The organism is Leucobacter luti, from assembly GCF_004217175.1.
In the GTDB taxonomy this organism is placed as follows: Bacteria; Actinomycetota; Actinomycetes; order Actinomycetales; family Microbacteriaceae; genus Leucobacter; species Leucobacter luti.
The window spans coordinates 1-23,461 of record NZ_SHKI01000008.1; the positions used below are offsets into that span (position 1 = coordinate 1).

Sequence of the window (23,461 nt, forward strand, 5' to 3'; positions counted from 1 at the left end):
AAGCACACGACAGCGGCGACGAAGGCAAGGAAGCGAAACGGGAACACTCAACATCTTTCGATGTCGCGTGTTCCCGTAAGACACTTTGGGTGGGCGATACCAGACTCGAACTGATGACCTCTTCCGTGTGAAGGAAGCGCGCTACCAACTGCGCCAATCGCCCGTTGCTCGTGCCGTTTCCGGCGCCGTGCCAACCTGATCGATAGTACACGGATTCGGGGCTCCGCGTGACACAGGGCGGCGTTCCCGCGTATTCTCGCGCCCCGCGGCTCACTCGGTCGGGCGTGTCGTGACCGGCGCGAGATCGCTGTTCAACTGCTGATCGAGCTCGGAGCTGACCTCGCTCAGCGCGGTCAGCTGATCCCGCAGGGCGTTGTACCGGTCAATGTCGGCCTGCAACTGCTCAAGCGTCACCTCAAGCTCGCCGCGCCGCCACTCAAGGTCGGCCCGCACGCGCTCAAACTCGTCCGGGGAATCAGAGAACTCAAAGCGCTCATTCCGTGCGCTGAACTCCGCGGCGTCCGCGTTGAACTGATCCACCGCAGCGCCATAGTCGATCTTGCGCTGCTCCACGTCCGCGCGCAGCGTCGTCATCTCGGCGCGGATGTCCTCGGCCTGCTGCTGCAGGTCAACGAAGACCGCGTGGTAGGACGCAAACCCATCAACGATCGCGCCGCGATCCTTGAACCACTGTTCGTAGTGCCGCTCAAGCCACCCCGGCAGCTCCCGCACCTCGGTGCCCAGCACCGAGTGCAGCTCGTTTGCGAACGCGGTGTCAGACAGGTGCTCGTACACCGACATCCGCTCTTTCAGCTCGGGGTTCTCCTCGGCAAGCTCGTCATACTCCTGACGCAGCTTTGCGCTGAGAGCAGCCCGGTCCCCCTCGCCCAACCTGGCAAACGTCGCGTGCAACAGCTCGTGCGCCGCCGTCACCTCCACGATCCCCGTCACCCGATCATCGGACACGTCGAACAGGTGGATGCGATCGTGCGTGAAGCACCCGAGCACGTGCCCCTGCTCGGAATGGTCAACCTCGGCGCACTGCTCGTTGAAGTGCTGGCTGCCGTCAATCGTCGGATGCGTCGCGAGGAATACACGCTCCCCCGATTCAGAAAGCCGCAGCGAAGTGAGCACCTCAGACACCCGCGCGCTCGGCTCAAACGCGACCGCAGAGAAGTGATCCTTGATCTGCTGGCGGTTCATCACCGTGACCACAACCGCGCCGATCAGAACGATGAGAAACGCGATCCACAGGCCGCGCTTGAGCGGGGAGCGGGCGTTCTTCACCATGGGACCACAGTAACTGGCGACGCAAGGTTCCGGGGTGCCGAATCAGTGTTCACGACGAAAAATGGCGGAAAAACGCGGGACGCGGGGGCGGCGCGCCCGGGGTGCCCGCCCTAATTTGCGCGGTGCGCCAAAACCCCCCTATAGTAATCCAAGTACACGGCAACGTGAACATGCGGATGTAGCGCAGTGGTAGCGCATCACCTTGCCAAGGTGAGGGTCGCGAGTTCGAATCTCGTCATCCGCTCTGGAAATCGGCTTCAGCCGAACTCCTGTTAGTGAATTGAATAGGTGGCAACACCATACGGTGGCGTGGCCGAGAGGCGAGGCAGCGGCCTGCAAAGCCGTATACACGGGTTCGAATCCCGTCGCCACCTCTCTACAACAGAATAGCCTTGTATTAGGCGCGATTGGCGCAGCGGTAGCGCGCTTCCCTGACACGGAAGAGGTCACTGGTTCGATCCCAGTATCGCGCACTCCTGAAGACCCTTGAGAAATCAAGGGTCTTCTTCATTTTACACGTGGTCAACAGGCCGTTGGTCAATATCTGGTCAACATCGTTTCACCTTCTGATCAGCACATTCGGGCAGATTCCTGGTAGGCTGTGACTCGTAGCCGCAATGCACGCGGTGAGGACGGGAAACCGTAAGTTGGCAGGATCCGCTCATCTGAGCAGCGGAAGACCCCGGAGGGCCAGCACCGGGGAGCAGGTGCAGCAGACCTACTCCGCGAGGCCCCGATGACCAATAAGACCAGCACCCCCGCCCGCAAGACCGCCACCGGCGACGAGCTGCTGCGCGCCTACACGATCCCCGATGCTGCCGAGCGCCTGAGCATGGACGAGCGGACGTTCCGCCGCATGATCGAGCGCGGCGAGATCGAGGTGTTCTACCCGCGCGGCAAGAAGGGCCACAACAGCCCGGTGCGTATCTCCGAGCAGTCCCTGCGCGACGTCTTCGCGCGTACCGCCGTCTGACCCCGCAAGAGCCGTCTCAACAGAGAGACGACCCTCGCGGTATCCGGGCGTTGGTAGCGCATCGGGCGAGGGTCGTCGGAAAGAGTTCCGCATGCCCAAGAACACCAGTCCGAAGCGGGTCGCCCGCTATCGCGGACGCCGCCACCGCGCCTACAAGTTCGAGGTGCGCTCGGCCTTCGTGTCGCACCAGAGACTGCACGACGCCCTCTGCGTCTCCAGCACGCTCGAAGAGCATCTGTTCGTAGACCATCGCCGCGACGACGCCGAGAGGCATGTGCAGGGCTACCTGCGCACGACGCGAGGCTCGAAGCTCACCGAGCGCGAGGCGGTGGCTCGCATCGCCGCCGCAGGGATCCCTCCTGAGCTGATCCGCGTGGCGCCTCTGGTGGGGCGCAACGCAGTGGAGGCGTTCGCCCACTACCTGACGCACGTCAACGAGATGCTGAAGGCCCGGTATGACCGCGAGGAGTTCTTCGCGAGCGATCCCGAGGGCATCTGGGCGCGGGTCGATGCCTGGCTCGCCCGCAAGGCGCGTGCCGACGAGGCCAGCGACACCGAGGCACTGATCGAGCGCCTGCGCCAGCAGCTCATGGACGGCGAGATCGCGCTCTACGATGTCCAGCTCGACTACCCGAATCTGTGGCGCGCGTACCCCGGCAAGTTCAAGGGCATCGAGAACCTGCGCGAGAACGCCCGCAAGGAGCGCGAGTTCGCTGAGGAGCTGCGCGAACATCTGCGGCAGGAGCAGGCGCGCAGGGCACCCGCTGGCGAGTCCACCGTGCTCGCCGCGCCTGTCGATGTCGGAGCCCGCGAAGAGCGCGACCGTGAGCGTCGTGAGGCCGAGGATCGCGCTTTGGCCGAAGCTGCTGAGCGATTCGCTGCTGAGCGTGAGCGTGAGCACGTGCTCGACGTCGAGCAGGCCGAACGAGACAGCAAGTTCGACCGAGCCCGCGAGCTGCGGGGGCTCATGGATTCCCGCGAGGTCGAGCTGCGAAAGCAGGCCGACCTCGACGGGCTCGACGCCGAAGCCCTCGAAGACCTGCTGTTCGAGGACGAGACCTTGAACCAGTACGAGACCGAGCTGAGGGCACTCGTTCCCATGTAGACCCGAGCCGCCCGCGAGTGGCGGCTGCGAGCACCCGACCGGGTGCACGCCGACAACAACGACGAGGAGAGAACACCATGTCAATGCAGGACGAGATCGAGCAGGCCAAGGCCGCGCACGCGAAGCGCATGAAGCGCTTGCGCGAGCGCGAGGCCGCCGAGCAGAGGAAGGTCGACGCGAAGGTGCTTGCCGCGCTGCACGAGCGTCACGCGGAGATCGCCGCGCAGCTCGACGCAGCCGCGCGCGCCGAGCTGGACGCCGAGAAGCACGGGCGCGCTCAGCGGGCTCGTGCTGCCGCCGCTGAGCGGCAGGCGCATGCGGAGCCGGTGGCTGCGACCAGCAGCCACCGCGACGCCGATGCCCGCCGCTATGTGCACGGTCAGCAGGGCTGATCGTGCACGCGGAGGGGATTGCCCGGTCGGCAGAGTGCTCGAGTGCGAAGCGCACGAGCATGACGCCGGCCCGGGGTGAGGGGGTCCAGGGGGCGGGCGCAGCCCGGACCCCCTGGCAAGCGGCGCACTGGACGACGAGCGAAGCGATGTCGGACAGGGTGCCTGCTTGCGTTCGCAGGTACCTCCGAAGCGAAATGCTCACTACTGGAAGGAGAGAACATTGAGCGATGCAACAGCACAGGCAGCGCCTGCGAACAGGCCGCGCAAGCGAGACGTGCGGTTCAGCGAAGCTGAGCACGCACTGGTCGAGCGGTCGGCGACGAGCTACGGATTGACGCCCTCGGCGTTCATCCGGGGCGCTGCCGTCGATGCAGCGAGGGAGCAGCAGGGTCTGCCTCCCGAGCAGCGCGGCCAGGCTGCGGGGGCCACGCCGCCGCAGCTCACGGCGGATGCCGTCGCAGCGCTCAACGCGCTGCGCACCGAGGTGAAGCGGGCAGGGGTCAACCTGAACCAGCAGACCCGCCTCGTGCACCACGGGGTCATCGACCTGGGCCGTGTCGGCCCCACGGTCGAGGAGGTGGCCGCGCTGTGCGAGCAGGTGGTCTTCCTGCTCGGCGGCAGCTCGAAGGGGGTGGCGTCATGATCGCGCCGAAGGTCTCGCCCGTCTACGACCTCGGGGCGCGAGCTGACTACCTCAGTCACGGCACCGGCGACAAGAAGCGCAAGCATCTGCGCCAGGGCACCGACAGGATCGCGCCCGGCTTCTACTGCGATGCTGCGAGCATCGAGGAGTTCATCGCACTGGGCAACCGGCTCGCCGAGCAGCACGGCCGACGTGTCAAGGCGCAGAGCTACATAGTCTCCGCCGGGGCCGACGAGCTGGACAAGGCTAATCCGCTCGATCAGCAGTGCATGGGCGACTACGGGTTCATGCTCGCGAAGAGGATGCACCCGAACAGCCCGTGCATGGTCGTGGTGCACGACGACGGCGGCGTGCTGCACGCCCACGTGACCGTACTCAACCACGACGAGCTGACCGGGCTCGCGTTGCGCGACTACCGGGTGCACTGGCAGGTCAAGCGCGCAAACGACGAGCTTGCCCGCGAGATCGGCATGCGAGTGGTCGAGCCGCAGCAGCGCAAGCCTCTGGATGCCTGGGCGACCCGCCGCGCTGAGCTGTCGGAGTTCGACCAGCAGCTCGGTGATGCGGTCGCCGAGGCGCGTGCCGCCGCGCTGGCTCATTCGCAGCCGAGCATGGCCGTGTTCGTCGCCGAGGCGAACGCTCGCGGTATCGAGGTCGTCGAGCACGATCACGTCGCCAAGAGCGGCAATCGCACCGGCCACGCCGAGGGCGAGACGGCAACGGGCATCACCTATCGGATGCGCGACGAGACCACGCCCAAGCGCAGGATGCGCCGCCGCAAGGCATCAGCGCTCAGCGCGGAGTTCACGCATAACGCCCTGGTATCCGAGTTCGAGCCGCAGCCTGCGCCCGTGGCACCGGCTCCCGCGCCGCAGCAGGCGGCACCGTCGTTCAGCAGCGGACTCGCAGCGCTCCGCCGCCAGCGTGAAGAGGCGGAGCAGGAGGCGCAGCCGGTAGAGCGCGATGCGACCCCTGTGCGCCCGCCGGAGGGCGCGGAGGTGCCCGAGGTGAGCGCGGCACCCAAGGCTGTCATTGGGCCGCTGGTGAAGCCCCGGCGCAGGCCCGTGCCGTTCGTGGTCGAGACTGACCGCGAACGGCTGGTCAGGGAGATGCGAGAGGAACGGCAGCAACCTCGCCCGCACACCCCGGCCCAGCAGTACGGCTTCGGAGAGTGACCATTCTTCTGAGGGCAACGCGAGCAAAGCGAGGGGCGGCAGCCAGAAATGCTTGAGGGCTCACCAAGAAGCGTGTGCGTTTGCAGTTCGGGGCCGCCTCGACGGTCACTTCTTGAGCCTCACGGTCACGGGCGCGTTCATCACCGCCCGGGTCTTGTTGCCCTGATCGACCATCGTGCCGATCATCGCGCCCTGCATGCTCGCGTTGATGACGCCGTTGACCTGGGCCACGCGGGTCGCCCGCTGCTGTTCAGCGATCTGGGCGGCGTACATATCCAGGATCGCCTGGTGGCGTTGGTCTTCGATGAGCGCGTTCACGGCCTCCTGCAGAGTGGAGGCACGGCCATCATGAACGATCTGCCAGCAGACACCGACATCCATGGAGTTGCGGTACTTCTCAGGGAACCATCCGGTGTAGTTCTCGCGGTACTCCTTGCGGGCTGTGGCGAGCAGCGCGTCGATGGGCCTGACCTCGGGCGCGGCAAGCTCAGCGATTCGCTGCGCGGCAACCTGATTGGCGGTTTCGATCTGTGTGTTCTTCGCGGGCACCCGCCCGTTGCGGACTGCGACGAGCACACCGGCCAGAATCAAGGCCAGCGGCAACGGGGTGAGGAAGAGCGCGGCCACCCCGACCGGCGGCTGAGCACTGCTGTCACTCTGGTAGGTGTTGCTCCATGCCGACATCGCGCTGAAGAAGATCATCGCGACAATGACCGTCAGCGCGATGGCGCCGAGCAGTACCCACAGCCAGTACATTCCGGCGCGCCACTTCGACGTGTACGGGGTGTAGAGATGCGCGTGGCGCTGATAGGCTGCTTCCTTCTGCTGTTGCAGGCTTTCGAAGCGCTGCAACAGGTGGAACAGGCCAGCGATCCGCTGTTCGAGCTGAGTTCGTGCGCTGGCATCTTGCGGTGAGCTCACGTGCGCTACCCCTTCATCTCTTCGAGCAAGAGTTCGGCTCGCTCGGGGTTGTACTGCAACTCAGAGAAGAACTCATCGGCGGAGAGTCCGTTGTAGTTGCGTTCGAGGTATCCGGCGAACTCATCGGCGGTGATCCCGCTGTTCGCGAAGATGCTGTCTGCCCCGGAGAAGTCGCCCGACTGCCCGGCCTTCAGGAGCGCGGCGAGCGCCTTGTCGAATGCGGGTTTGATTTTCGCATCGGCCTCGGCCTGCTCGGCCTGGGCAGTTTCACGCTTTTCCTGTGCATCAGCCTTCTCAGCGCAAGTGTCCTCGCGCTCGGCCAACAGGGCATCGCCAGCGTCGGTGCCCGCCTTCGAGTAGGTGCCACCGCTCATGGTGATGACTGACCCATCTTCAGACTCGGTGAACGGGTCTGTGTTGCTGTACCGGCCTTCCTGCGTCCACGCGACGCTGGTACGGGTCTTGTCGAGCGTGCCGATGCTGGTATCGGAGTCGTCCATGTCGATCTCGCCGACGGTGTCGCAACCGAAGTCGCCCCAGGTCACGGTGTCGCCGTCAACAGTGATGATCGCCGGGTCGCTGCCCTTGCCGGTTTGACCGTAGTAGGTGCCTGAGGCTGTGCCGCTGCTCCCGGCGCAGCCGGGGAGCAGTAAGAGAACGGCCGATCCCAGGGCCAAAGCGGTTGTTACTTGCATCTTGGTGTTCGCCTGCATCGCGGCGCCTCTTTTCTGTTGTTGCGATCTGTCGCCGTCAGGTCGGGCCGTTCGGGGCTGGAGTCATCCGGCGCTGGCGAAGCGCGCGGGCGGGGATTCCCGTCTCTGCTCGACGGGCATCCTTTTTGCTCGTCTACGAGTTGATTCTAGTCAAATAAGAACGCTTCCGTACCTGGTACGTCTGCGTTCCGGTCGGGAGCGTTGTAAGCGTGACTGACTCTCTCAGAAAAAAGCTCGGGGCCGGGCTCCTAGCGCAGCGTCGACACTGGGGCCTCACGCAGGAGCAACTCGCCGAGAGGATCGGCGTCACTCCGCGATATCTCGCGGCGTTGGAACGCGGTGAGCGGAACGTAACGCTCGATACCTTCGGCGAATACGCGGGCTACTTCGGCTTAGACACGCAAGCGCTGCTGACGGGTGAGTTGCGGGATGAACTGCCACCGCAGAGGGCGAGGCCAGCCGACGCGAACCCAAAGGGGCGACGGAAAAAGTAGCTTGTCTCGCCCGAGTGCTACGGGAGGGCAGAAGGCTGGTCGGTGAACGGTAGTCGGTCCTCGGCGCTTCCCTCTATGATTGGTTACATACCCTAGAGGAAACTGCGGCGACATCTGGCTCCGCCAATGAGCGTCGCTAGGCACATCATTTTAGGAGTGGCGTATGACTGAAAGTCCTCGTGTCGATCCCGTTGTACAGGCGATTCAGCACATTCTTGAGGTTAGTGATGAGGATTTCGAGAAACTCATAAGGTGCCTGAGTGAAGCTCCGGTCTCTCAACGAGAATCCGAAGCTGAGGATCGTGTGCGAGAAGCCGTTCCCGCCCTTACCGATGAGAAGTTGACGGCTATCGTCGGGTTTTCAACAGCGTTTGCGGGCGCGCTCACACAGATGGTGGATCAGGAGCACTTCTTAGATTCGGTAGCTAATCGCGCCAAGGACGACCTACCATCTGACAAGAGTGAGAACCTGAAGTCTCGTCTCAAAGCGCTCTTCCAAGCGCCCTCGATCGCTTTCATCGGCGGAGGCAAGGCTGCGCTTCGCGATAACTTGAAGATGGTCGTCCGGTCGCAGATCAACACCGACATGAGGCCTATTCCGGTCTTTGGCAACGACGAAGCCAAGTATTTCTCAGTTCTTCATCGGTTGAAGTTTGATTATTCGGACGAAATTGGGGCGGAACCGGACAAGAATGTCGAACTCGTTCTCGACTTTGAGGACCTCAAAGAGCTGCGCGATCGCATCCAGAAAGCACTCGATGCGCAGTCTTCAATTCAGAGGGCCGCGGCAAGTCTCGGAGGTGCCGTGTATTTCCCTTACACGATCGAAGGTGATGGTGATGAGTAACGCTACTGACGAAGCTGCATTCCAAGAGATAGTTAAGTCCCTGAGTCCTGGACATAGGGGTCAGGGTACTGACCGGCCTTCAAATCTTGTGAACGTGCCGAACTGGGATCGTGCCATGGGGCAGCTGCGCAGTACCCGCGTGTTCGAGAAACCAGACGCGCATTGGCTTTTCTATGCGCAGGAACTGGAAGAAAGCGCACCTCGTACTCATCTCCGTCTTGTTGAAGACTCAACGAAACACTCGAATCACGTTGCCGAAATCACACCAGAGGCGGCGAAGCAACGCTCGGGTTTTTCGGTTTTCTACCGTTCCTTGTGGCTGCTATTGGGAGTGGTGGGGCTCGCCTGGGGGGTCGTTGTGGGAATGACTCTCGCTGGGGCCGGCATCGTTGGGCCAGCGACATTGGCGGCTGGAACTGTGATTGTCGTCGGCCTCATGGTGACGCTGGTGGTGGCCGGACGCAGAACTCAGATTGACGGATGAGCAAAACGCCTAGCGAGGGCCTGTTTCCAACAGTTGGTCGAATACTCAAGCAAATTGTCAAAGACGAGAAGAATACGCCTGAGGGCAAGACCAATACTTCAGCAATGGTGCTGGCATTTTTCGCTACCATCGCAGCTCCAATTGTCAGCGGCTCTTCGATCGAGATTGAGGGCAACGGCGACGGCTGGAGATTTCAACTGGCCATGGGAGACATGCTCGGCGCCTTAATTTGGCTTGTCTGCGGTGGATTGTTTTGCGTCGTGATCGTAGCTGGAACAAACTACTTTCGCAGAGGCGAAGGTGACGGCTCAGGTCTCTCGCGAGACTGAATCCACTGGCGATGGTTCCATGCGCTGCCGCAGACGTCAGAAAAGTGGCTGCGAAAATGTACCACTTTCACGGAACTTCAGGCGAGGGTCAGAAACTCGAGATTCGATCATAAGGGTGTACGCAGGCCGACCTTGACCGAAAGCCCGAGCAATCGACCGGGCGGGCGGTTCTCCTGGTTTACCAGCGTTCTGCGCACGCGCACGCACGCGAGTTAGTCGCGAGACCGCCGCAGCCAAGTACCAAGTGCGTACACCCTTTCGCTTCTTGCGTTTCAAAAGGGTGTACGCGCTCTCGGCAGCTCCGCGACGCCGTTCTACCGCATGATTCCGCTACTTCTGCCCGCTGACCCTCCGCCGAACCTGCGTACACCCTTTTGCATCGCCCCGAAGCAAAAGGGTGTACGCGCACCGGGGCAGCCCTGCGGCCCGTTCTGCCGCGTGATTCTGCGGATCTCAGCCGCCGAACCGCCCCGATTCCTGCGTACACCCTTTTGCGGAGCCCTTAACGCCCCGCCCGGCGCAGCACCGGCGACATGACGGTGCCCTGCGCCCGCGAAGCGGGGCAGGGCACATGTCACAGACCCGCGCCAGGGCCGCGCCGACCGCTCAGCTCGCGCGCTGCTGGGCCATGCGGCGGGCCAGCTCGTCGTCGCGGTTCCCGCTCGCCTGGTAGCGCATCGCGGCCTTCACTGAGGAATGCCCGAGGCGATCCATCGTCTCCTTCAGGGTCGCGCCGGTCTGCGCGTACCGGGTGCCCGCGAAGTGCCGAAGCCCGTGGAACGGCAGGTCGGGCCGCTCGGCGGCGACGACGGCCTTGTGCCAATGCCGCCAGAACGCGCTCTGCGGCAGCCAGCTGGTGCCGTCGTGGTTGGTGGTCAGCAGGGCGTTGCCGATCCTCCCGCGGGCCTGCTCTGCGATGATGCGGGCGGCCTCGCCGAAGACGGCCACGGTGCGCACGCTCGCGAGGGTCTTGACCGCGAACGCGTCGCGCTCCCGGCCGACGAGTTTGATGACCTGGCGCGAGACGCTGATGCGCACGCAATCGACCTCACCGGCCTTGTCGCTCTCGATGCTCAAGTCCTTCGCCCGCAGCTCGGTCGCCTCGCCGAAGCGGAGCCCGCCGCTGGCGGCGATGACGACAAGCGCCTTGTACCGCTTGTCGATGCTCGACAGGATCACGGCCAACTCCGCATCGGTCGGCGGCTCCACCTTCTTGCCGGTGGCGGCGGTCGAGCCGCCCCTGATCTGGCAGGGGTTCTTCTCGATGATGCCGTCATCGACGGCGGTCTTCAGCACCGACTTCATGAGGTCGTAGGCGCGGGAGGTCTGCGAGACGCGCCCGGTCTCGATCTGGGCGGCCCGCCAGTCGCGCACCATCTCGGGCGTGATCTCGCCGAGCTTGCGCACGACCATCTCGGCGAGCGGCCCGCCCGTGCCCGCCTTGTCCTTCTCGGTGGCCACGCCCGCCGGGCGCAGGTATCCCTCATAGTTCTCCACGGTGCGGGGCCGCAGCGGCTCGCCGCGGGAGTTCGTGCGCGTCTCGATCCACTTCGCCGCGTAGTCGCCCAGCGTCGTGTCACGGCGGGCCGCCTCCGCCGCCGCCCGCTCGGCCTGCGCCTCGCGCACTGCCGGGGGCTGCCAGGTCTCCTTGGCGATCTCGCCCTGACGCTCCGCCAACCAGTGACGGGCCTCGGTGATCGCAGCGAAGGTCGCAGGTGCCCAGTGCAGCTCGCCGTCGGGGCCGACGTACCCGGCGGTGTACCTGCCGTTGCTGCGCTTCCTGACGCGCCCGAACTTCTCGCGCAGCTTGCGCTTCTTCTCAGCCATCATGTTCTCCCGGTCAATATCTGGTCAATATCTTCTGCCCGAATGTGACCGTTTCGGTCCGATTCTGACCTAATGGTCTTGGGCTACATCCCTTGTTAATAAAGGGATCGGGAGTGATTTTGAGGTGCCTCTAGTCTATCGCAATAGCTATTCGATCCCAGTATCGCGCACAGCAAAGACCCGGCTTCGGCCGGGTCTTTTTTTGTGCGCTCCCCCCGGGATCTCACGCAGTGACCCCGGAAGAATTGCGAACGCTCCGCGTCCGCCCCGAAATTCTTCCGCTGGTTCGATCCCAGTATCGCGCACAAAGAAAACCCCGGTCATGCCGGGGGTTTTTGTTTTTCAGTAGTGGTTGTGGGACTTATGTGGGACTCTGGCCCACGGCCCACGGCCCACGGCCCACGGCCCACGGCCCACCGCCCAAATCTCAGGTCGTCACTTCTCATTTGAGGTCGTTGTCGGTGTGTTCAGTTGAGCACCGTCCTCAAATTTCGAGCGCGCGTAACGAACGAGCCACCCCTTGGAGCTCAAAGACACCGTGCGTCGTCGGCGGTCATCTTCGTCAATCTCTGCATCAATCAAATGAGCGCGCTCAATGTGCACTAGACAAGTTCGCATGGCCTGGAGCGAATTGAAACCGAAATCGGCAAAATCACCCGGGGCGCACGAGCCACCGGCGGCAGATAGGTCGTCGAACATTTTCCATTGACGAGGCTGTAGTCGAATTGACTCGTTTATTAACGCCGCTTCCTCCGCAAGCCAGGCCTCTAGGAGGGGCAGGAAGTCCTGACGGGGCCGGTCCAGTTCCCCTTGCATCGCTAGCCAGACAGTGAAATTCTGAGCATACTTCAGAGTGTCTCTGAGGTTGGCGTTCGTTACTGCGTAGAGGTGCGCAAACTCCGCAGCTTGCACTGGGACTCCGTTCGGATTCCCCGCCGAGTAATGAGCCAACCGAGCATTCACTAGGTCATCGATTTTGTCGTCAGGGATGGGCCCAAGCTCAATTGGAGACGCAATCTTCCCGGTGAGCCTTTGTGACGAGATAGAGGCGCGCACGATCCCTCGGGATCCACAAAGTACCCAGCGAATCCCTGTGAGACCCAAGACTCCGTCTCGTAGCCGCTCAAGTGCCGCTTGGGCCACTGAGCTCTTTCCCAGAAGTTCCATGTTGTCAAAGATTCCCACGAGAGCGCCCCTTGCGGATGTGGGGAAGAGCTCTGCAAGAGCCGTCTCTACGAGGAGCCTGAAACCTGACTCTTCAAATCCGGCTGAGGCATTGGCCTCGTTCGTCACGTTGAGCTGCAATCCACCGATACCTCCCCCGCCGGATCTCAGTATGGGGGTGTTCAGCCAGGAAGGTAGGGAATCAAGCGCTGGCGAATAGCGTCCACACTGTTGCAGGAAATCTCTGTGCAGGAGTAGCGATTGTGCAATTTCCTGGTAAACCGACCTTTCCAAAGCCGCGAAATCGCCATGAATCTCCAAAGGCTTCCGCATGGGCAGGAAAAGTTGATCTGACTCTCTGGCCTTGAATCTCTCCATCGCGAAGTAACAAGTAACAAATACGAGACTTGTCTTCCCGACGCCGTTTAGGCCCTCGACAGTCGGGTGAAGCGTTGTGTTTTCGAGCTGAAGAGTCAGTGCCGTAACCTCACGGTCTCGTCCTACCAGGAGGCTCGCGCCTTCAGCGGATGCCTGGAGGGCATCTGATCCGTACGGATTGTCGGTGAGGTTCAAGTCAGTCCAGATGCTCATGGCTTCATGCTAGCTAAGACCTATCTAGGTAGCGCTAGTTCGGACCATGCAGAATTAAGTTGGAAGTGCTCCGCGGGCTTTTTGGCCCGTTCCAGTAACTTCATATGCAACTCGACTTTGATCTCGTGTTCGGTTCTTAGTCCGTCCTCATGATTTGCGGACCTTGTTATCCCCGCGCGGTCAAGGATGGCCTCGACGGCACGGAGCTTCTCAGAAGTGTTGCCGGGCTTTAGCGCTTCCTCAACGCATCTACTAAGGGATCCACAAGAGCGACGAATCTGTGCTGAGCTGCTGCTTTAGCCTGCGGAGCAGCTCCCCCATGCGCCCGGCAAACTGGCTGCATCTCCATTGCTGGGCCTCGGCAAGGTTCCCCGTCGGTCCAGTGCGCGGTGCAGAGGCGTCGCCCCTGTTGATCGCTTCGTTGTCCCCCGGCTTTGATCACGGGTTTCATGGGTGGACGGGTTGCATGGGTCGTGTCCTTCATCGGGGTCCTCCGAGTTCGATCTCTGTGCGGAGCTGTGCGAGATCATGATGAGCCCAGGGCGTTGGGTTCGGGACAGGGTTCCCGGCAAGCGTTCCCCATGCTGCGACGCCAAGAAGGTAGTTCTCTACGCCGCGCTTCCCCCACAGCCCGGCACTCTTGAGTACGAGGCGGTCGAGGAGTGTAGGTCCCCACGATCCGAGCGACAGCTGTTCCTCGGCGCAAGTTCGGCACACGGCAGCTCGTACCGGCTCGACGCTGTGGCCTCCCAGAGGACCTGGCTGGAGGGTGACCGCTTTCCATGCATCCGCAGCCTGCGAGGGCAAGGCGACTATCTCTTCGATGCCGCAGTGATAGCAGGCCATCCCGAAAGGTGGTGGCGTGGGTTGAGCACGTTCTGTGCGTGCGCGGAGATAGTCCCCCAGCGTTGCGCGAGCGTTAGCGTTGGTCATCTTCAAGGACCTCGGAAGAATTGCGAACGCTTCGCGTCCGCCCGGAAATTCTTCCGCTAGTTCGATCCCAGTATCGCGCACTCACTCAGAACCCCTTGGCTGACGCCGAGGGGTTCTTGCGTTCCCGGCGACACACGGATCTCAGTCAGTCCGGCAGCGGGCGCAGCGCGTGAGGCGAGAACCGAAGCCGCCCCACTGGCCCTGGCTGGGCGCGTGAGTGAGTTCCCAGAGCGCCTCTGCGGAGGCCAGAAGCGTCGCGGGGCACACGGGCCTGTCCCAGCGGCGGCGCCGCGCAAGACCGGCTCACACGACCGCGGGCCGGGCTCCAGAGGAACCCGGCCCGCGCCACAGCAGCGTACGAGGCGTTACTCGTTGCCGATCTTCCCGTCGAGGTTGTCGCGCACCTCGGAGATCTTGTCCGCGTGGCTGCCGCCCGTGACCTTGTTTGCGAGGTCTGCGGCGCCGTCGAGGATCTTGTCGCTGATCGACTCGGCCTGCTCGCTCTTCAGCGCTTCCGAGACCTTGTCGGCGTTATCCTTTGCGAACTCCCCCACCTTGCCAGCAACCTCGGTCGCCTTCTTGCCCAGTTCTTCGATACCCATAATCAGTCCTTCGTGTCCTGAAGCGCCGCCGAACGGTTCGGCCTGCTGAGCCAATTATGCCGCGTTCACTGGGTTACGGAAAGGGTGCGCCCTGGATTCGCGTGACTGATGCACGGCGGGTTCAGATGCGCGGGGGCCTCACACCCCGGGGCGCGGCCGTAGCGGGCGCCGGGGCGCGGCTGTAGCGGGCGCCAGGGCACGGCGCTGCGCGCCGATTCTCGCCCCGGGGGTGACGAATCGGCGTCGAGCCGCAAGAATTGAGGCAGTATTCGCAGCGAGGAGAGGGACGCACATGAGTGAGAACGCACCGCTGGGGTCGCTCTACGGAGTGGTGTTCGAGTGCCCGGTTCCCGCGGAGCTCGCGGCCTTCTACCGCGCGGTGCTCGGCGGAGTGCTCGATCCAGACGACGACGAGTGGGTAGACCTGATCCTCCCGGGCGGCGGATTACGCCTGGGGTTTCAGCGCGTCCCCGCGTATGTGCCGCCGGAATGGCCGGGCGACTCGGGCGCGCAGCAAGCCCACCTCGACATCGCAGTGGGCGATCTTGACGCCGCTGAGCAGAGCCTGATCGCGCTCGGGGCGCGCCTCATGGACACCCAAGCGACCTTCCGGGTCTACGTCGACCCGGTGGGGCACCCATTCTGCACCGTGCACTAGCCCGAGCAGCCTGGCGTGCACCCCGGGGCGAGCGGCTCCGCCCCGCGCAGCCCGGTTAGTGAGAGCCCGTGACGCCGTGCGCGCGCAGCACAGCCGCAACAGCTGGATCGAACCGCTCACGGGGCAGTACGTTTCCCTCCCGACGCATCCCGTCGTGGGAGACGAGCAGGATCCGCTCGGGTGAGAGGAAGCTCTCGCGCCCCTTGCTGTCCCACGGCCCGCTCCCCACGGATACGAAGCCGCGGTGTTCCTTCGTGCTGAGGTAGCAGCCGGCGGTGGTCTCGGCGTCGATGCGCGCGATGATCAGGACCGGGCGGTCCTTTCCGCGACCGTCGTTCTCCACGTACGGCACCCAGGTCCACACGATCTCGCCGGGGTCCGGATCCCCGTCCGCTTCGGGCGCGTAGCTGGGGCGAAGCGCCTGAATCTCAGCGTGACTGAGCTCGCGCGTCGCACCGGGGCCGTACTGCCCCGGGCTTGCCTCGCCGTACTCGGCGCTGGTGCGGCCGTTTCCGGTCCGCTGTGACGGGGCGGGCCGCGTTGCTGTCGACTGCGTAGCCGGCGGCTTCGGCTTCGCGGACACGCCGCCGGCGCTGCCCGAGCTCTTCCGCGACGCTTTAAGGAACGCGTCAATGAACGAGCGGATGAACGCCGACCAGCGACCCGACGAGTCGCTCACGCGATGTCGCTCGCGGTCAGCGCGTTGAGGCGAGAGATGCAGCGCAGGTACTTCTTCCGGTACCCGCCGTCGATCATGCCGCCGCCAAAGATGGAGGTGAGCGGCACGCCGGTGGCACGGAGCGGGATCTGGGCGTCGTACACGCGGTCGATGAACGCGACGAAGCGGAGCGCGGCCGACTGGTCGGTGAGCTCGTGCACGTCCCGGAGACCGATGCACTGCACGCCGGTGAGCAGCCCCGAGTACGCCGAGGGGTGCACGGTTGCGAGATGTTCCGTGAGCTCGGTGAAATCGTCGTCGGTCATGCGCTCGCCGGAGGCCGCCACGTCCGCGAGCGCGAACCGGTACGCGTCCTCGCTGAGCACGCGCGCGTCGCCCTCGATGTCGCGCTGACGGTAGTCCACCCCGTCGATCCGGATCGTGCGGAAGCGATCCGACATTGCCTGGATCTCGCGCATGAAGTCTGAGGCCGCGAAGCGTCCCTCGCCGAGCGCGTTGGGCGGGGTGTTCGAGGTTGCGACGATACGCGATCCCGTGGAGGTGAGATCCCCGATCAGGCGCGTCATGAGCATCGTGTCGCCCGGATCATCGAGCTCGAACTCGTCGATGCAGATCAGCTTGGCGCCCTGCAGCACGCCGACGGCGCCCGCGTAGCCCAGCGCGCCCACTAGCGCGGTGTACTCGATGAACGTGCCGAAGTACTTGCGGCCCGAGGTCGCGTGCCAGGTGGCCGCCAGCAGGTGGGTCTTGCCCACGCCGAACCCGCCGTCGAGGTACACGCCGGGCTTCGCCGGCTCGGAGGGGGTCGTCTGCTTCTTCCGGCCGAAGCCGAAGAGGCCGCCACCGCCACCGCGCCCCAGCGTTGCCGGTGGGCCGGCGAAGGCTTGGAGGAGGTCGCGAGCTTCCGCCTGCGACGGGTAGTCCGCGTCGGGACGATACGACTCGAACGTGGCGTGGTCGAACTGCGGCGGCGGCACGAGCGTGGCTACAAGTTCGGTTCCGGAGATACTGGGGCGGCGGTCGACGAGGCGCGCGGCGCTGTGCTGCTTGTCAGTGGACATCGCGGATCAGTCTAGTCCCCCGAGGGGTCTGGCAGCTCCCCACGCCACCCCGGCCGCGGCAGCGCCCGCGCAAACTGTTCGGTCGCGGCCTCCCAGCCGTCCGGGTCGACGTTCCAGAGCTTCACGTGCTCGCCGACGTCGAGCAGGCGCAGCTGTACGAGGTCTGGGCGCGCGGCCGCCAGCGCCTCAGCGCCGGCGGAGGGGACGAAGCTATCGCCCCGACTCGCGTGAATCAGCACCGGCACCTGGAGCGCTGCCGCAACCGTGGCGGGGCTGAGGCTCGGAAAGTCGATCCCGCCGGGCTCTCCCCCGCGCACCAGTCCGCGCTGCAGCATGGCGATCCCGAGATCCGCGAGGGCGCGCGGCGCCGCAAACGTCGCCGCCTGGTGCCGCAGCAGGGCGGGCCAATCGACCGCGGGAGAGTCGAGGATCAGACCGTCCACGGCGGCAGCGTAGCGCCCGCTCGTAGCGGAGCGCAGCACCGCGGTGCCGCCCATCGACCAGCCGAACAGCGTCACCCGCTCCGCGCCCCGGCGCAGCGCCTCGGCGATCGCGGCGTCGACATCGCGGCTCTCGGCCACACCGATGCCGTAGCGCCCGTTGTCACCGGCGGGCGCGCCGGGATCATTGCGGTACGAGATCACGAGGCTCGTCACGCCAGCGTGCGCGAGCGGCGCGACCCCGCGCAGTGTCTCCTCCGGCAGCGCCCCGCGCCCGTGCACGTGCACCGCCCAGCGACCGCGCTCGCGACGCCGCACGCGATCCGGATGGATCAGCCACGCCTCGGCGGGCCCGAGCTCGGTCTCGTAGGTGATCCGCTCGGTCCGCAGGCCCACCGCCTCCGGCGACGCGTACCACCAGCCAGTCAGGCGGCCGCGCGTCCCGGGCTGGAGCGTGCCCCGGTCAAGCTGCACCAGGTCGCGCGCGACGGCGCCCGCGACGACCGCGTGCACCGGGCCGACCCGGGCATGCCCGGCCTCGCCGTCGAAGATGAACGAGTACTGCCCGGGGAGGTCAGCGTGCCGGCCCCGGAGCCAGAGCACGGTCCCCCCGTCGCCGCGCTCCACGCGCTCGAGCACCACCGGCTCTGCGCTCGCCCGCTCGGGCGTCACCACCCGGCGGGCAAGCGCAGTGCCCCCGGCGATCACGCCGACGGCCCCGAGTGCTGCCGCGCCAACCCCCACTGCTATCGCTCGACGAATCCGGTTCTCCCAGAACTGCATCGGATGCTCCCTTCCCGTCGGGATCCTGAGGATCACGGCGTGGCTTCGCGAGATGATTCACAGGAAACTCTAGTCTCACGGGTGTGATGGCAATGATCGGCGGGACCTCGATCGAGTTCAGCGTCGCCGCCGAACAGATCATGAATGCACGGCTACGGAGCGAACTCGTGTCGCAGGAGATCGCTGCGCCCGAGCGCATCGCGCCGCAAGCGGTGGCGCGCGCCGCTGGCGTGGCGCGCGGCCCGAAGCGGGAGCACGCCGCTGAGATCGCGCTCGACTCGGCCTACGGCGCGGGGCGCCTGGTCCTGATGCACGATCCCGACTCCGTCGAGGAGTGGGGCGGCCCGTTCCGGCTCGTCTGCTTTGCGCACGCCCCGCTCGAGCTCGACATTGGCGTGGATCAGTTCATTTCGGACGTGGCGTGGTCGTGGCTCGTGGACGCCCTCGATACTCGCGGTGCCCAGTACACGTACCTCTCCGGCACCGCAACGAAAACTCTCTCAACCGGGTTCGGTACGCTTGAGTCGAGGGGCGACGCCGCTCAAATTGAGCTGCGCGCCTCGTGGACGCCGCTCGGAGACGATTTCACCGCTCACGCGGAGGCCTGGTCTGAGCTGCTCTGCCTGCTCGCCGGACTCCCGCACGAGGAAGGAATCGACTCGCTCGCGGCGCGACGAGCGCGCCCGACATCTGAGGGAGCCTAGAAGTCTTGGTTGAACAGTCGGAACTTGAGACCGAGTGGTCGCTGATCGCCGACGACGCGGGGCTCGCCCGCGCCGCAGCCCTGCTCGCTGACGCGTCCGGGCCGATCGGTGTCGACGCGGAGCGCGCGTCCGGCTTCACCTACGGATCCGAGGCGTACCTCGTGCAGGTCTATCGGCGCGGCGTGGGCCCGTTCCTGTTCGACCCGACCGGAATCACTGACTTTTCGCCACTCGCCGCCGCGCTCGACGGCGAGGAATGGATCCTGCACGCTGCGAGCCAGGATATTCCCTGCCTCGACGAGCTGGGGCTCCACCCGGATCGACTCTTCGACACCGAGCTTGCTGCGCGGCTGCTCGGCTACGAGCGCGTGGGCCTCGGGGCGATCGTCGAGCAGCTGCTCGACATCCACCTCGATAAGGCGCACTCGGCGGCGGATTGGTCGCAGCGGCCGCTCCCGGAGTCGTGGCTTGAGTACGCGGCACTAGACGTCGCCCTGCTCCCCGACCTTCGCGACGCGGTCGCCGAGGACCTGGACGCCCAGGGCAAGTGGGAGTTTGCGCAGCAGGAGTTCGAAGCGGTGCGCACGCGCCCGGCGAAGGCGAAGAACCCGGAGCCCTGGCGCAAGCTCTCGGGCGGGCATTCACTGAAGTCGCCCCGCACCCTCGCGCTTGCCCGCGAGCTCTGGGAGTCCCGAGACGCGCTTGCGCGCGAGCGCGACGTCGCGCCAGGCCGCCTGATCCCCGATTCGTCCGTCGTTGCGGCGGCCGCGGCAAACCCGCGGTCGAAGAATGACCTTGCACGCCTCCCCAACTTCCGCGGTCGCGCGAGTCGCACCGAAATCGACCGCTGGTGGAAAGCGATCCTCGCGGGCAAGACCACCACGGACCTCCCCGGCGCCCGGCCGCGCGACCCCGACGCGATCCCGCACCACCGTGGGTGGGCGCAGCGCCACCCCGAGGCTGCCGAGCGGCTCGCGGCAGCCCGCGCGGCGATCGAGGCCGAGGCGGAGCGCCAGGGGATCCCGGTCGAGAACCTGCTGACCCCCGACCACCTGCGCCGTCTCGTGTGGCGCCCGCCGGCCGACACCTCGGCGGAGGGCATTGCACTCCGTCTCACCGAGCTCGGCGCCCGCGACTGGCAGGTTGGAATTGTGGCACCAATTATTGCTGCCGTTTTTGTAGACCTACGATAAGTTGCGCCCCGGAATTCCGGGAAGTTGCGATGAAGTCGCACGGGTTCTCGCCTCATTGAGACTCCGTCTCTAATATGGTTGAAGACAGATCACATACCTATGGAGGCGAAGTGGCCGCAATGAGAGATGTCGTGTTCGTGGACGGGGTACGCACCCCGTTTGGACGCGCTGGCGACAAGGGCATGTACGCGGGGACCCGCGCCGACGACCTGGCGGTCAAGGCGCTGCAGGGGCTGCTCGCCCGTAACGAGGCACTCCCCCTCGACCGCATCGACGACGTTGGCGTCGCGGCGACCACGCAGCAGGGGGATCAGGGGCTGACACTCGGTCGCACGGTGTCGATGCTCGCGGGGATCCCCGTCACCGTCCCGGGGTTCGCACTCGACCGCATGTGCGCTGGCGCGCTCACGGTCGCGTCGTTCATGGGCGCCGCGATCGGCGCCGGGCAGTACGACATCGCCGTTGCCGGCGGTGTGGAGCACATGGGCCGGCACCCGATCGGGCTCGACGCCGACCCGAATCCGCGCTTCGTCGCGGAGAAGCTGGTGAGCCCGGACGCGCTGAACATGGGGAACACGGCGGAGCGCCTGCACGACCGCTTCCCCGAGCTCACCAAGGAGCGCGCAGACCGCTTCGGCATGCTCAGCCAGCACAAGGTGCAGGCCGCGTACGATCGCGGGGACATCCAGCCCGACCTCATTCCCGTGGCCACCCGCTCCGCCGCGGGCTGGGGGCTCGCCACGGAAGACGAGGGCCGCCGCCCGGCAACCACCATGGAGGGTCTCGCGACGCTGAAGACGCCGTTCCGCCCCCACGGGCGCGTCACGGCCGGCAACGCCTCCCCGCTCACCGACGGTGCAACGATGTCGCTGATGGCCGGCGCCGACACCGCGCGCGAACTCGGACTGCAGGCAAAGATGCGCCTCGTGGGCTTCGCCTTCGCTGGCGTCGAACCCGAGGTCATGGGCCTGGGCCCCGTACCCTCCACGGAGAAGGCGCTGAAGCGCGCCGGGCTCACGATCGACGACATCGGCCTCTTCGAACTCAACGAGGCCTTCTCGGTGCAAGTGCTCTCGTTCCTCGACCACTTCGGCATCGCCGACGAGGATCCCCGCGTCAACCCGTGGGGCGGCGCGATCGCGCTGGGACACCCCCTCGCGGCCTCGGGCGTGCGCTTGATGATCCAGCTGGCCCGCCAGTTCGCCGAGCGTCCCGACGTGCGCTACGGCGTCACCGCGATGTGCGTGGGCCTCGGCCAGGGCGGCACCGCGATCTGGGAGAATCCTCACTTCGACGGCAAGAAGGGCAAGTAACCAGCCATGACCGACTACCGCAGCATTGACTTCGGCCCGCTCATCGCGGCATCCGCAGATGAGGTCGTCACCGAGTCCTTCGTCCGCGACGTAACGCTCCCCTCGGGTGCCACGCTCGCGCTGATCACGCTCGACAACGGGCGCGACCACACCAGGCCAAACACGCTCGGGCCCCGCACGCTCCAGGCACTCGGGGCGGTACTCGACCAGCTCACCGAGCGCGCCGCGGCCGGCGAGATCGCCGCCGTGGGCATCACCGGCAAGCAGTTCATCTTCGCCGCGGGCGCCGACCTGTCGAAGGTCTCGACGCTCGCGACCGCAGAGAACGCCCGCCTCATGGCGCAGTACGGCCACTTCGTGCTCGGCAAGCTCGGCACGATCGGGGTTCCGTCCTTCGCGTTCGTCAACGGGCTCGCGCTGGGCGGAGCGATGGAGATTGCGCTCCACTGCACCTACCGCACGCTCGACTCCTCGGCGGCGGCGCTTGCCTTCCCCGAGGTCTTCCTCGGCATCATCCCGGGCTGGGGCGGCGCCACGATCGTGCCGAACCTGATCGGGATCGAGAAGGCCCTCGAGATCATCGTCTCGAACCCGCTCAAGAACAACCGCATGCTCAAGCCGAAGCAGGCATACGAGATGGGCCTGTTCGACGCCATGTTCGGCGCCGCGAGCTTCCTCGAGCAGTCGATCTCGTGGGCGGACGGCGTACTCACCGGCGGCACCAAGGTTGAGCGGCCAAACGTGCCCGGGAAGCTCGAGCGCCTCACCAAGTGGCCGGCAGCGATCAAGATTGCCCGGGACACCCTGAAGGCCCGCGTTGGCACCGCGGCGAAGTCCCCGTACGTGGCGCTCGATTTGCTCAGCGCCGCAAAGGACAACGACCTGCCGCGCGGCTTCGAACGCGAGGACGACGCGCTCGCCGAGCTCATCTCGGGTGACCAGTTCGTCGCCTCGATCTACGCATTCGATCTCGTGCAGAAGCGGGCGAAGCGCCCGGCGGGCGCACCCGACAAGGCGCTCGCGAAGCCGGTGAAGAAGGTCGGCGTGATCGGTGCGGGACTCATGGCCAGCCAGTTCGCACTGCTGTTCGCGCGCAAGCTCCGTGTCCCCGTCGTGATCACCGACCTCGACCAGGCGCGGGTGGACAAGGGCGTGGCGTACATCCGTGGCGAGGTCGACGCCATGCGCGACAAGGGCCGTCTCTCCCCCGACGACGCCAACCAGGTGAAGGCGCTCGTCAGCGGCACCACCGACAAGACGCAGTTCGCCGACTGCGACTGGGTCATCGAGGCCGTGTTTGAGGAGCTGGGCGTCAAGCAGCAGGTCTTCGCCGAGATCGAGCCGATCGTGGCGGAGACGGCAGTGCTCGCAACCAACACCTCGTCGCTCTCCGTGGAGGAGATCGGCGCGAACCTCGCGCACCCGGAGCGGCTCGTCGGCTTCCACTTCTTCAACCCGGTCGCGGTGATGCCGCTGATCGAGGTCGTCAACACACCCGCCACCGACGACGCCACCCTCGCCACCGCGATGGGGATCGCGCGCAAGCTCGGCAAGAGCGCCGTCATCACGGCGGATCGTCCCGGCTTCGTGGTGAACCGTCTCCTCGCAAAAGTGATGGGCGAGGCGGCGCGCGCGCTCGACGAGGGCACGCCGTTGCCCGTGGTGGAGCGCTCGCTCGCGCCCATCGGCCTGCCGATGGGACCGTTCGAGCTCATCGACCTCGTCGGCTGGAAGGTCGCAGCCCACGTGCAAGACACAATGGTGGGAGCGTTCCCCGAGCGGTTCTACGCCTCACCAAACCTGCACGCGCTCGCCGAGATCGACGGCCCGCTCGTGAAGACGAAGCAGGGCAAAGTCGAGGACCTGTCGAAGGCCGCCAAGAAGGCGCTCACGCTCGGCTCGAACGCCGTCACCGAGGCCGAGATCCTCCGCCGCGTCGAGGACGAGCTCGCCGGTGAGATCAAGATCATGCTCGACGAGGGCGTGGTCGCGGCCGCAGAGGACATCGACCTTTGCCTCATCCTGGGGGCGGGCTGGCCGTTCCAGGCGGGCGGCGCGACGCCGTACCTGGACCGGGTGGGCGCGAGCGAGCGCGTGTTTGGCGCTGCGTTCCACGACCCCCGCATCGCCGCCGCGCGCTAGCGCGA

The 23,461-nt window shown here is 65.5% G+C and carries 23 protein-coding genes and 4 tRNA genes; 17 read left to right on the forward strand and 10 right to left on the reverse strand.

What is annotated here, in order from left to right; genetic code table 11:
* Nucleotides 1-90 precede the first annotated feature (90 nt).
* Nucleotides 91-163: transfer RNA gene (locus EV139_RS14765), tRNA-Val, on the reverse strand.
* Between the two features lie 107 nt (nt 164-270).
* Complete coding sequence (locus tag EV139_RS14770; RefSeq protein WP_130455482.1) at nt 271-1,290, reverse strand: hypothetical protein; 1,020 nt, start codon at nt 1,288-1,290, stop codon at nt 271-273.
* Nucleotides 1,291-1,462: 172 nt separating this feature from the next.
* Between EV139_RS14770 and EV139_RS14775 the strand changes: the two genes are divergently transcribed.
* The 8 genes from EV139_RS14775 to EV139_RS14810 all read left to right on the forward strand — a co-directional run bounded on the left by EV139_RS14775 (nt 1,463) and on the right by EV139_RS14810 (nt 5,578).
* A tRNA-Gly gene (locus EV139_RS14775) sits at nt 1,463-1,534 on the forward strand.
* A gap of 59 nt (nt 1,535-1,593) precedes the next feature.
* Nucleotides 1,594-1,664: transfer RNA gene (locus EV139_RS14780), tRNA-Cys, on the forward strand.
* A gap of 27 nt (nt 1,665-1,691) precedes the next feature.
* Nucleotides 1,692-1,763: transfer RNA gene (locus tag EV139_RS14785), tRNA-Val, on the forward strand.
* 263 nt (nt 1,764-2,026) lie between these two features.
* On the forward strand, nt 2,027-2,263 hold the full coding sequence (locus EV139_RS14790) for a helix-turn-helix domain-containing protein (RefSeq protein WP_130455484.1): 237 nt from the start codon (nt 2,027-2,029) through the stop codon (nt 2,261-2,263).
* 91 nt (nt 2,264-2,354) lie between these two features.
* Nucleotides 2,355-3,368 carry a hypothetical protein gene (locus EV139_RS14795; protein ID WP_130455486.1) on the forward strand — a complete coding sequence of 338 codons (1,014 nt, stop codon included), beginning with the start codon at nt 2,355-2,357 and terminating at the stop codon, nt 3,366-3,368.
* A 77-nt stretch (nt 3,369-3,445) separates the two neighbouring features.
* On the forward strand, nt 3,446-3,760 hold the full coding sequence (locus tag EV139_RS14800) for a hypothetical protein (protein ID WP_130455488.1): 315 nt from the start codon (nt 3,446-3,448) through the stop codon (nt 3,758-3,760).
* 220 nt (nt 3,761-3,980) lie between these two features.
* A complete protein-coding gene (locus tag EV139_RS14805) occupies nt 3,981-4,403 on the forward strand; it encodes a plasmid mobilization protein (RefSeq protein WP_130455490.1) in 423 nt (140 codons plus the stop codon).
* Nucleotides 4,400-5,578 (forward strand): relaxase/mobilization nuclease domain-containing protein, encoded by a 1,179-nt coding sequence (locus EV139_RS14810; RefSeq protein ID WP_130455492.1) that lies wholly within the window; start codon nt 4,400-4,402, stop codon nt 5,576-5,578. The genes EV139_RS14805 and EV139_RS14810 overlap by 4 nt, the downstream gene beginning before the upstream one ends.
* A gap of 105 nt (nt 5,579-5,683) precedes the next feature.
* Here the strand turns inward: EV139_RS14810 and EV139_RS14815 are convergent, their stop codons facing one another.
* Together EV139_RS14815 and EV139_RS14820 are read right to left on the reverse strand one after the other, a co-directional pair.
* A complete protein-coding gene (locus EV139_RS14815) occupies nt 5,684-6,499 on the reverse strand; it encodes a hypothetical protein (RefSeq protein WP_130455494.1) in 816 nt (271 codons plus the stop codon).
* Nucleotides 6,500-6,504: 5 nt separating this feature from the next.
* On the reverse strand, nt 6,505-7,212 hold the full coding sequence (locus EV139_RS14820) for a hypothetical protein (protein ID WP_130455496.1): 708 nt from the start codon (nt 7,210-7,212) through the stop codon (nt 6,505-6,507).
* Nucleotides 7,213-7,421: 209 nt separating this feature from the next.
* Between EV139_RS14820 and EV139_RS14825 the strand changes: the two genes are divergently transcribed.
* From EV139_RS14825 to EV139_RS14840, 4 genes are all read left to right on the forward strand, one after another.
* The gene (locus EV139_RS14825; RefSeq protein ID WP_130455498.1) at nt 7,422-7,706 is read left to right on the forward strand and encodes a helix-turn-helix domain-containing protein; all 285 of its coding nucleotides are present in this window, start codon (nt 7,422-7,424) and stop codon (nt 7,704-7,706) included.
* 163 nt (nt 7,707-7,869) lie between these two features.
* Nucleotides 7,870-8,553 (forward strand): hypothetical protein, encoded by a 684-nt coding sequence (locus EV139_RS14830; protein WP_130455500.1) that lies wholly within the window; start codon nt 7,870-7,872, stop codon nt 8,551-8,553.
* A 94-nt stretch (nt 8,554-8,647) separates the two neighbouring features.
* On the forward strand, nt 8,648-9,037 hold the full coding sequence (locus EV139_RS14835; protein ID WP_130455502.1) for a hypothetical protein: 390 nt from the start codon (nt 8,648-8,650) through the stop codon (nt 9,035-9,037).
* Nucleotides 9,034-9,366 (forward strand): hypothetical protein, encoded by a 333-nt coding sequence (locus tag EV139_RS14840; protein ID WP_130455504.1) that lies wholly within the window; start codon nt 9,034-9,036, stop codon nt 9,364-9,366. Before EV139_RS14835 ends, EV139_RS14840 begins: the two co-directional genes overlap by 4 nt.
* Before the next feature lie 606 nt (nt 9,367-9,972).
* Here the strand turns inward: EV139_RS14840 and EV139_RS14845 are convergent.
* From EV139_RS14845 to EV139_RS14855, 3 genes are all read right to left on the reverse strand, one after another.
* Nucleotides 9,973-11,193: a tyrosine-type recombinase/integrase gene (locus EV139_RS14845; RefSeq protein WP_198677596.1), complete on the reverse strand. Its 1,221-nt coding sequence runs from the start codon at nt 11,191-11,193 to the stop codon at nt 9,973-9,975.
* Between the two features lie 435 nt (nt 11,194-11,628).
* Nucleotides 11,629-12,948: a MarR family winged helix-turn-helix transcriptional regulator gene (locus EV139_RS14850; RefSeq protein ID WP_130455506.1), complete on the reverse strand. Its 1,320-nt coding sequence runs from the start codon at nt 12,946-12,948 to the stop codon at nt 11,629-11,631.
* A 1,298-nt stretch (nt 12,949-14,246) separates the two neighbouring features.
* Nucleotides 14,247-14,483, reverse strand: a complete 237-nt coding sequence (locus tag EV139_RS14855) for an Rv0909 family putative TA system antitoxin (RefSeq protein ID WP_130455508.1) — start codon at nt 14,481-14,483, stop codon at nt 14,247-14,249.
* Between the two features lie 292 nt (nt 14,484-14,775).
* On the opposite strand from EV139_RS14855, the gene EV139_RS14860 reads away from it, so the two are divergent.
* A complete protein-coding gene (locus EV139_RS14860; RefSeq protein ID WP_130455510.1) occupies nt 14,776-15,141 on the forward strand; it encodes a VOC family protein in 366 nt (121 codons plus the stop codon).
* Nucleotides 15,142-15,196: 55 nt separating this feature from the next.
* Here the strand turns inward: EV139_RS14860 and EV139_RS14865 are convergent, their stop codons facing one another.
* The 3 genes from EV139_RS14865 to EV139_RS14875 are packed head-to-tail and all read right to left on the reverse strand — an operon-like array spanning nt 15,197 to nt 18,104.
* Complete coding sequence (locus EV139_RS14865) at nt 15,197-15,820, reverse strand: type II toxin-antitoxin system PemK/MazF family toxin (RefSeq protein ID WP_130455512.1); 624 nt, start codon at nt 15,818-15,820, stop codon at nt 15,197-15,199.
* Nucleotides 15,817-16,881 carry a cell division protein ZapE gene (gene zapE / locus EV139_RS14870; protein ID WP_130455514.1) on the reverse strand — a complete coding sequence of 355 codons (1,065 nt, stop codon included), beginning with the start codon at nt 16,879-16,881 and terminating at the stop codon, nt 15,817-15,819. Before zapE ends, EV139_RS14865 begins: the two co-directional genes overlap by 4 nt.
* An 11-nt stretch (nt 16,882-16,892) precedes the next feature.
* Nucleotides 16,893-18,104 (reverse strand): alpha/beta hydrolase family protein, encoded by a 1,212-nt coding sequence (locus EV139_RS14875; protein ID WP_130455516.1) that lies wholly within the window; start codon nt 18,102-18,104, stop codon nt 16,893-16,895.
* 86 nt (nt 18,105-18,190) lie between these two features.
* Between EV139_RS14875 and EV139_RS14880 the strand changes: the two genes are divergently transcribed.
* The 4 genes from EV139_RS14880 to EV139_RS14895 all read left to right on the forward strand — a co-directional run bounded on the left by EV139_RS14880 (nt 18,191) and on the right by EV139_RS14895 (nt 23,456).
* A complete protein-coding gene (locus EV139_RS14880; protein WP_130455518.1) occupies nt 18,191-18,808 on the forward strand; it encodes a DUF3000 family protein in 618 nt (205 codons plus the stop codon).
* Between the two features lie 5 nt (nt 18,809-18,813).
* Complete coding sequence (locus EV139_RS14885; protein WP_130455520.1) at nt 18,814-20,001, forward strand: HRDC domain-containing protein; 1,188 nt, start codon at nt 18,814-18,816, stop codon at nt 19,999-20,001.
* A 110-nt stretch (nt 20,002-20,111) separates the two neighbouring features.
* Nucleotides 20,112-21,314, forward strand: a complete 1,203-nt coding sequence (locus EV139_RS14890) for a thiolase family protein (RefSeq protein ID WP_130455522.1) — start codon at nt 20,112-20,114, stop codon at nt 21,312-21,314.
* Nucleotides 21,315-21,320: 6 nt separating this feature from the next.
* Nucleotides 21,321-23,456, forward strand: a complete 2,136-nt coding sequence (locus tag EV139_RS14895; protein ID WP_130455524.1) for a 3-hydroxyacyl-CoA dehydrogenase NAD-binding domain-containing protein — start codon at nt 21,321-21,323, stop codon at nt 23,454-23,456.
* The last annotated feature ends 5 nt before the right edge of the window (nt 23,457-23,461 follow it).

What these genes read in the sequence shown, in the direction of transcription:
- EV139_RS14770 (WP_130455482.1), bottom strand. Translation starts at nt 1,290, where the DNA reads ATGGTGAAGAACGCCCGCTCCCCGCTCAAGCGCGGCCTGTGGATCGCG.
- EV139_RS14790 (WP_130455484.1), top strand. Translation starts at nt 2,027, where the DNA reads ATGACCAATAAGACCAGCACCCCCGCCCGCAAGACCGCCACCGGCGAC.
- EV139_RS14795 (WP_130455486.1), top strand. Translation starts at nt 2,355, where the DNA reads ATGCCCAAGAACACCAGTCCGAAGCGGGTCGCCCGCTATCGCGGACGC.
- EV139_RS14800 (WP_130455488.1), top strand. Translation starts at nt 3,446, where the DNA reads ATGTCAATGCAGGACGAGATCGAGCAGGCCAAGGCCGCGCACGCGAAG.
- EV139_RS14810 (WP_130455492.1), top strand. Translation starts at nt 4,400, where the DNA reads ATGATCGCGCCGAAGGTCTCGCCCGTCTACGACCTCGGGGCGCGAGCT.
- EV139_RS14820 (WP_130455496.1), bottom strand. Translation starts at nt 7,212, where the DNA reads ATGCAGGCGAACACCAAGATGCAAGTAACAACCGCTTTGGCCCTGGGA.
- EV139_RS14830 (WP_130455500.1), top strand. Translation starts at nt 7,870, where the DNA reads ATGACTGAAAGTCCTCGTGTCGATCCCGTTGTACAGGCGATTCAGCAC.
- EV139_RS14840 (WP_130455504.1), top strand. Translation starts at nt 9,034, where the DNA reads ATGAGCAAAACGCCTAGCGAGGGCCTGTTTCCAACAGTTGGTCGAATA.
- EV139_RS14845 (WP_198677596.1), bottom strand. Translation starts at nt 11,193, where the DNA reads ATGGCTGAGAAGAAGCGCAAGCTGCGCGAGAAGTTCGGGCGCGTCAGG.
- EV139_RS14850 (WP_130455506.1), bottom strand. Translation starts at nt 12,948, where the DNA reads ATGAGCATCTGGACTGACTTGAACCTCACCGACAATCCGTACGGATCA.
- EV139_RS14855 (WP_130455508.1), bottom strand. Translation starts at nt 14,483, where the DNA reads ATGGGTATCGAAGAACTGGGCAAGAAGGCGACCGAGGTTGCTGGCAAG.
- EV139_RS14860 (WP_130455510.1), top strand. Translation starts at nt 14,776, where the DNA reads ATGAGTGAGAACGCACCGCTGGGGTCGCTCTACGGAGTGGTGTTCGAG.
- zapE (WP_130455514.1), bottom strand. Translation starts at nt 16,881, where the DNA reads ATGTCCACTGACAAGCAGCACAGCGCCGCGCGCCTCGTCGACCGCCGC.
- EV139_RS14875 (WP_130455516.1), bottom strand. Translation starts at nt 18,104, where the DNA reads ATGCAGTTCTGGGAGAACCGGATTCGTCGAGCGATAGCAGTGGGGGTT.
- EV139_RS14880 (WP_130455518.1), top strand. Translation starts at nt 18,191, where the DNA reads ATGGCAATGATCGGCGGGACCTCGATCGAGTTCAGCGTCGCCGCCGAA.
- EV139_RS14895 (WP_130455524.1), top strand. Translation starts at nt 21,321, where the DNA reads ATGACCGACTACCGCAGCATTGACTTCGGCCCGCTCATCGCGGCATCC.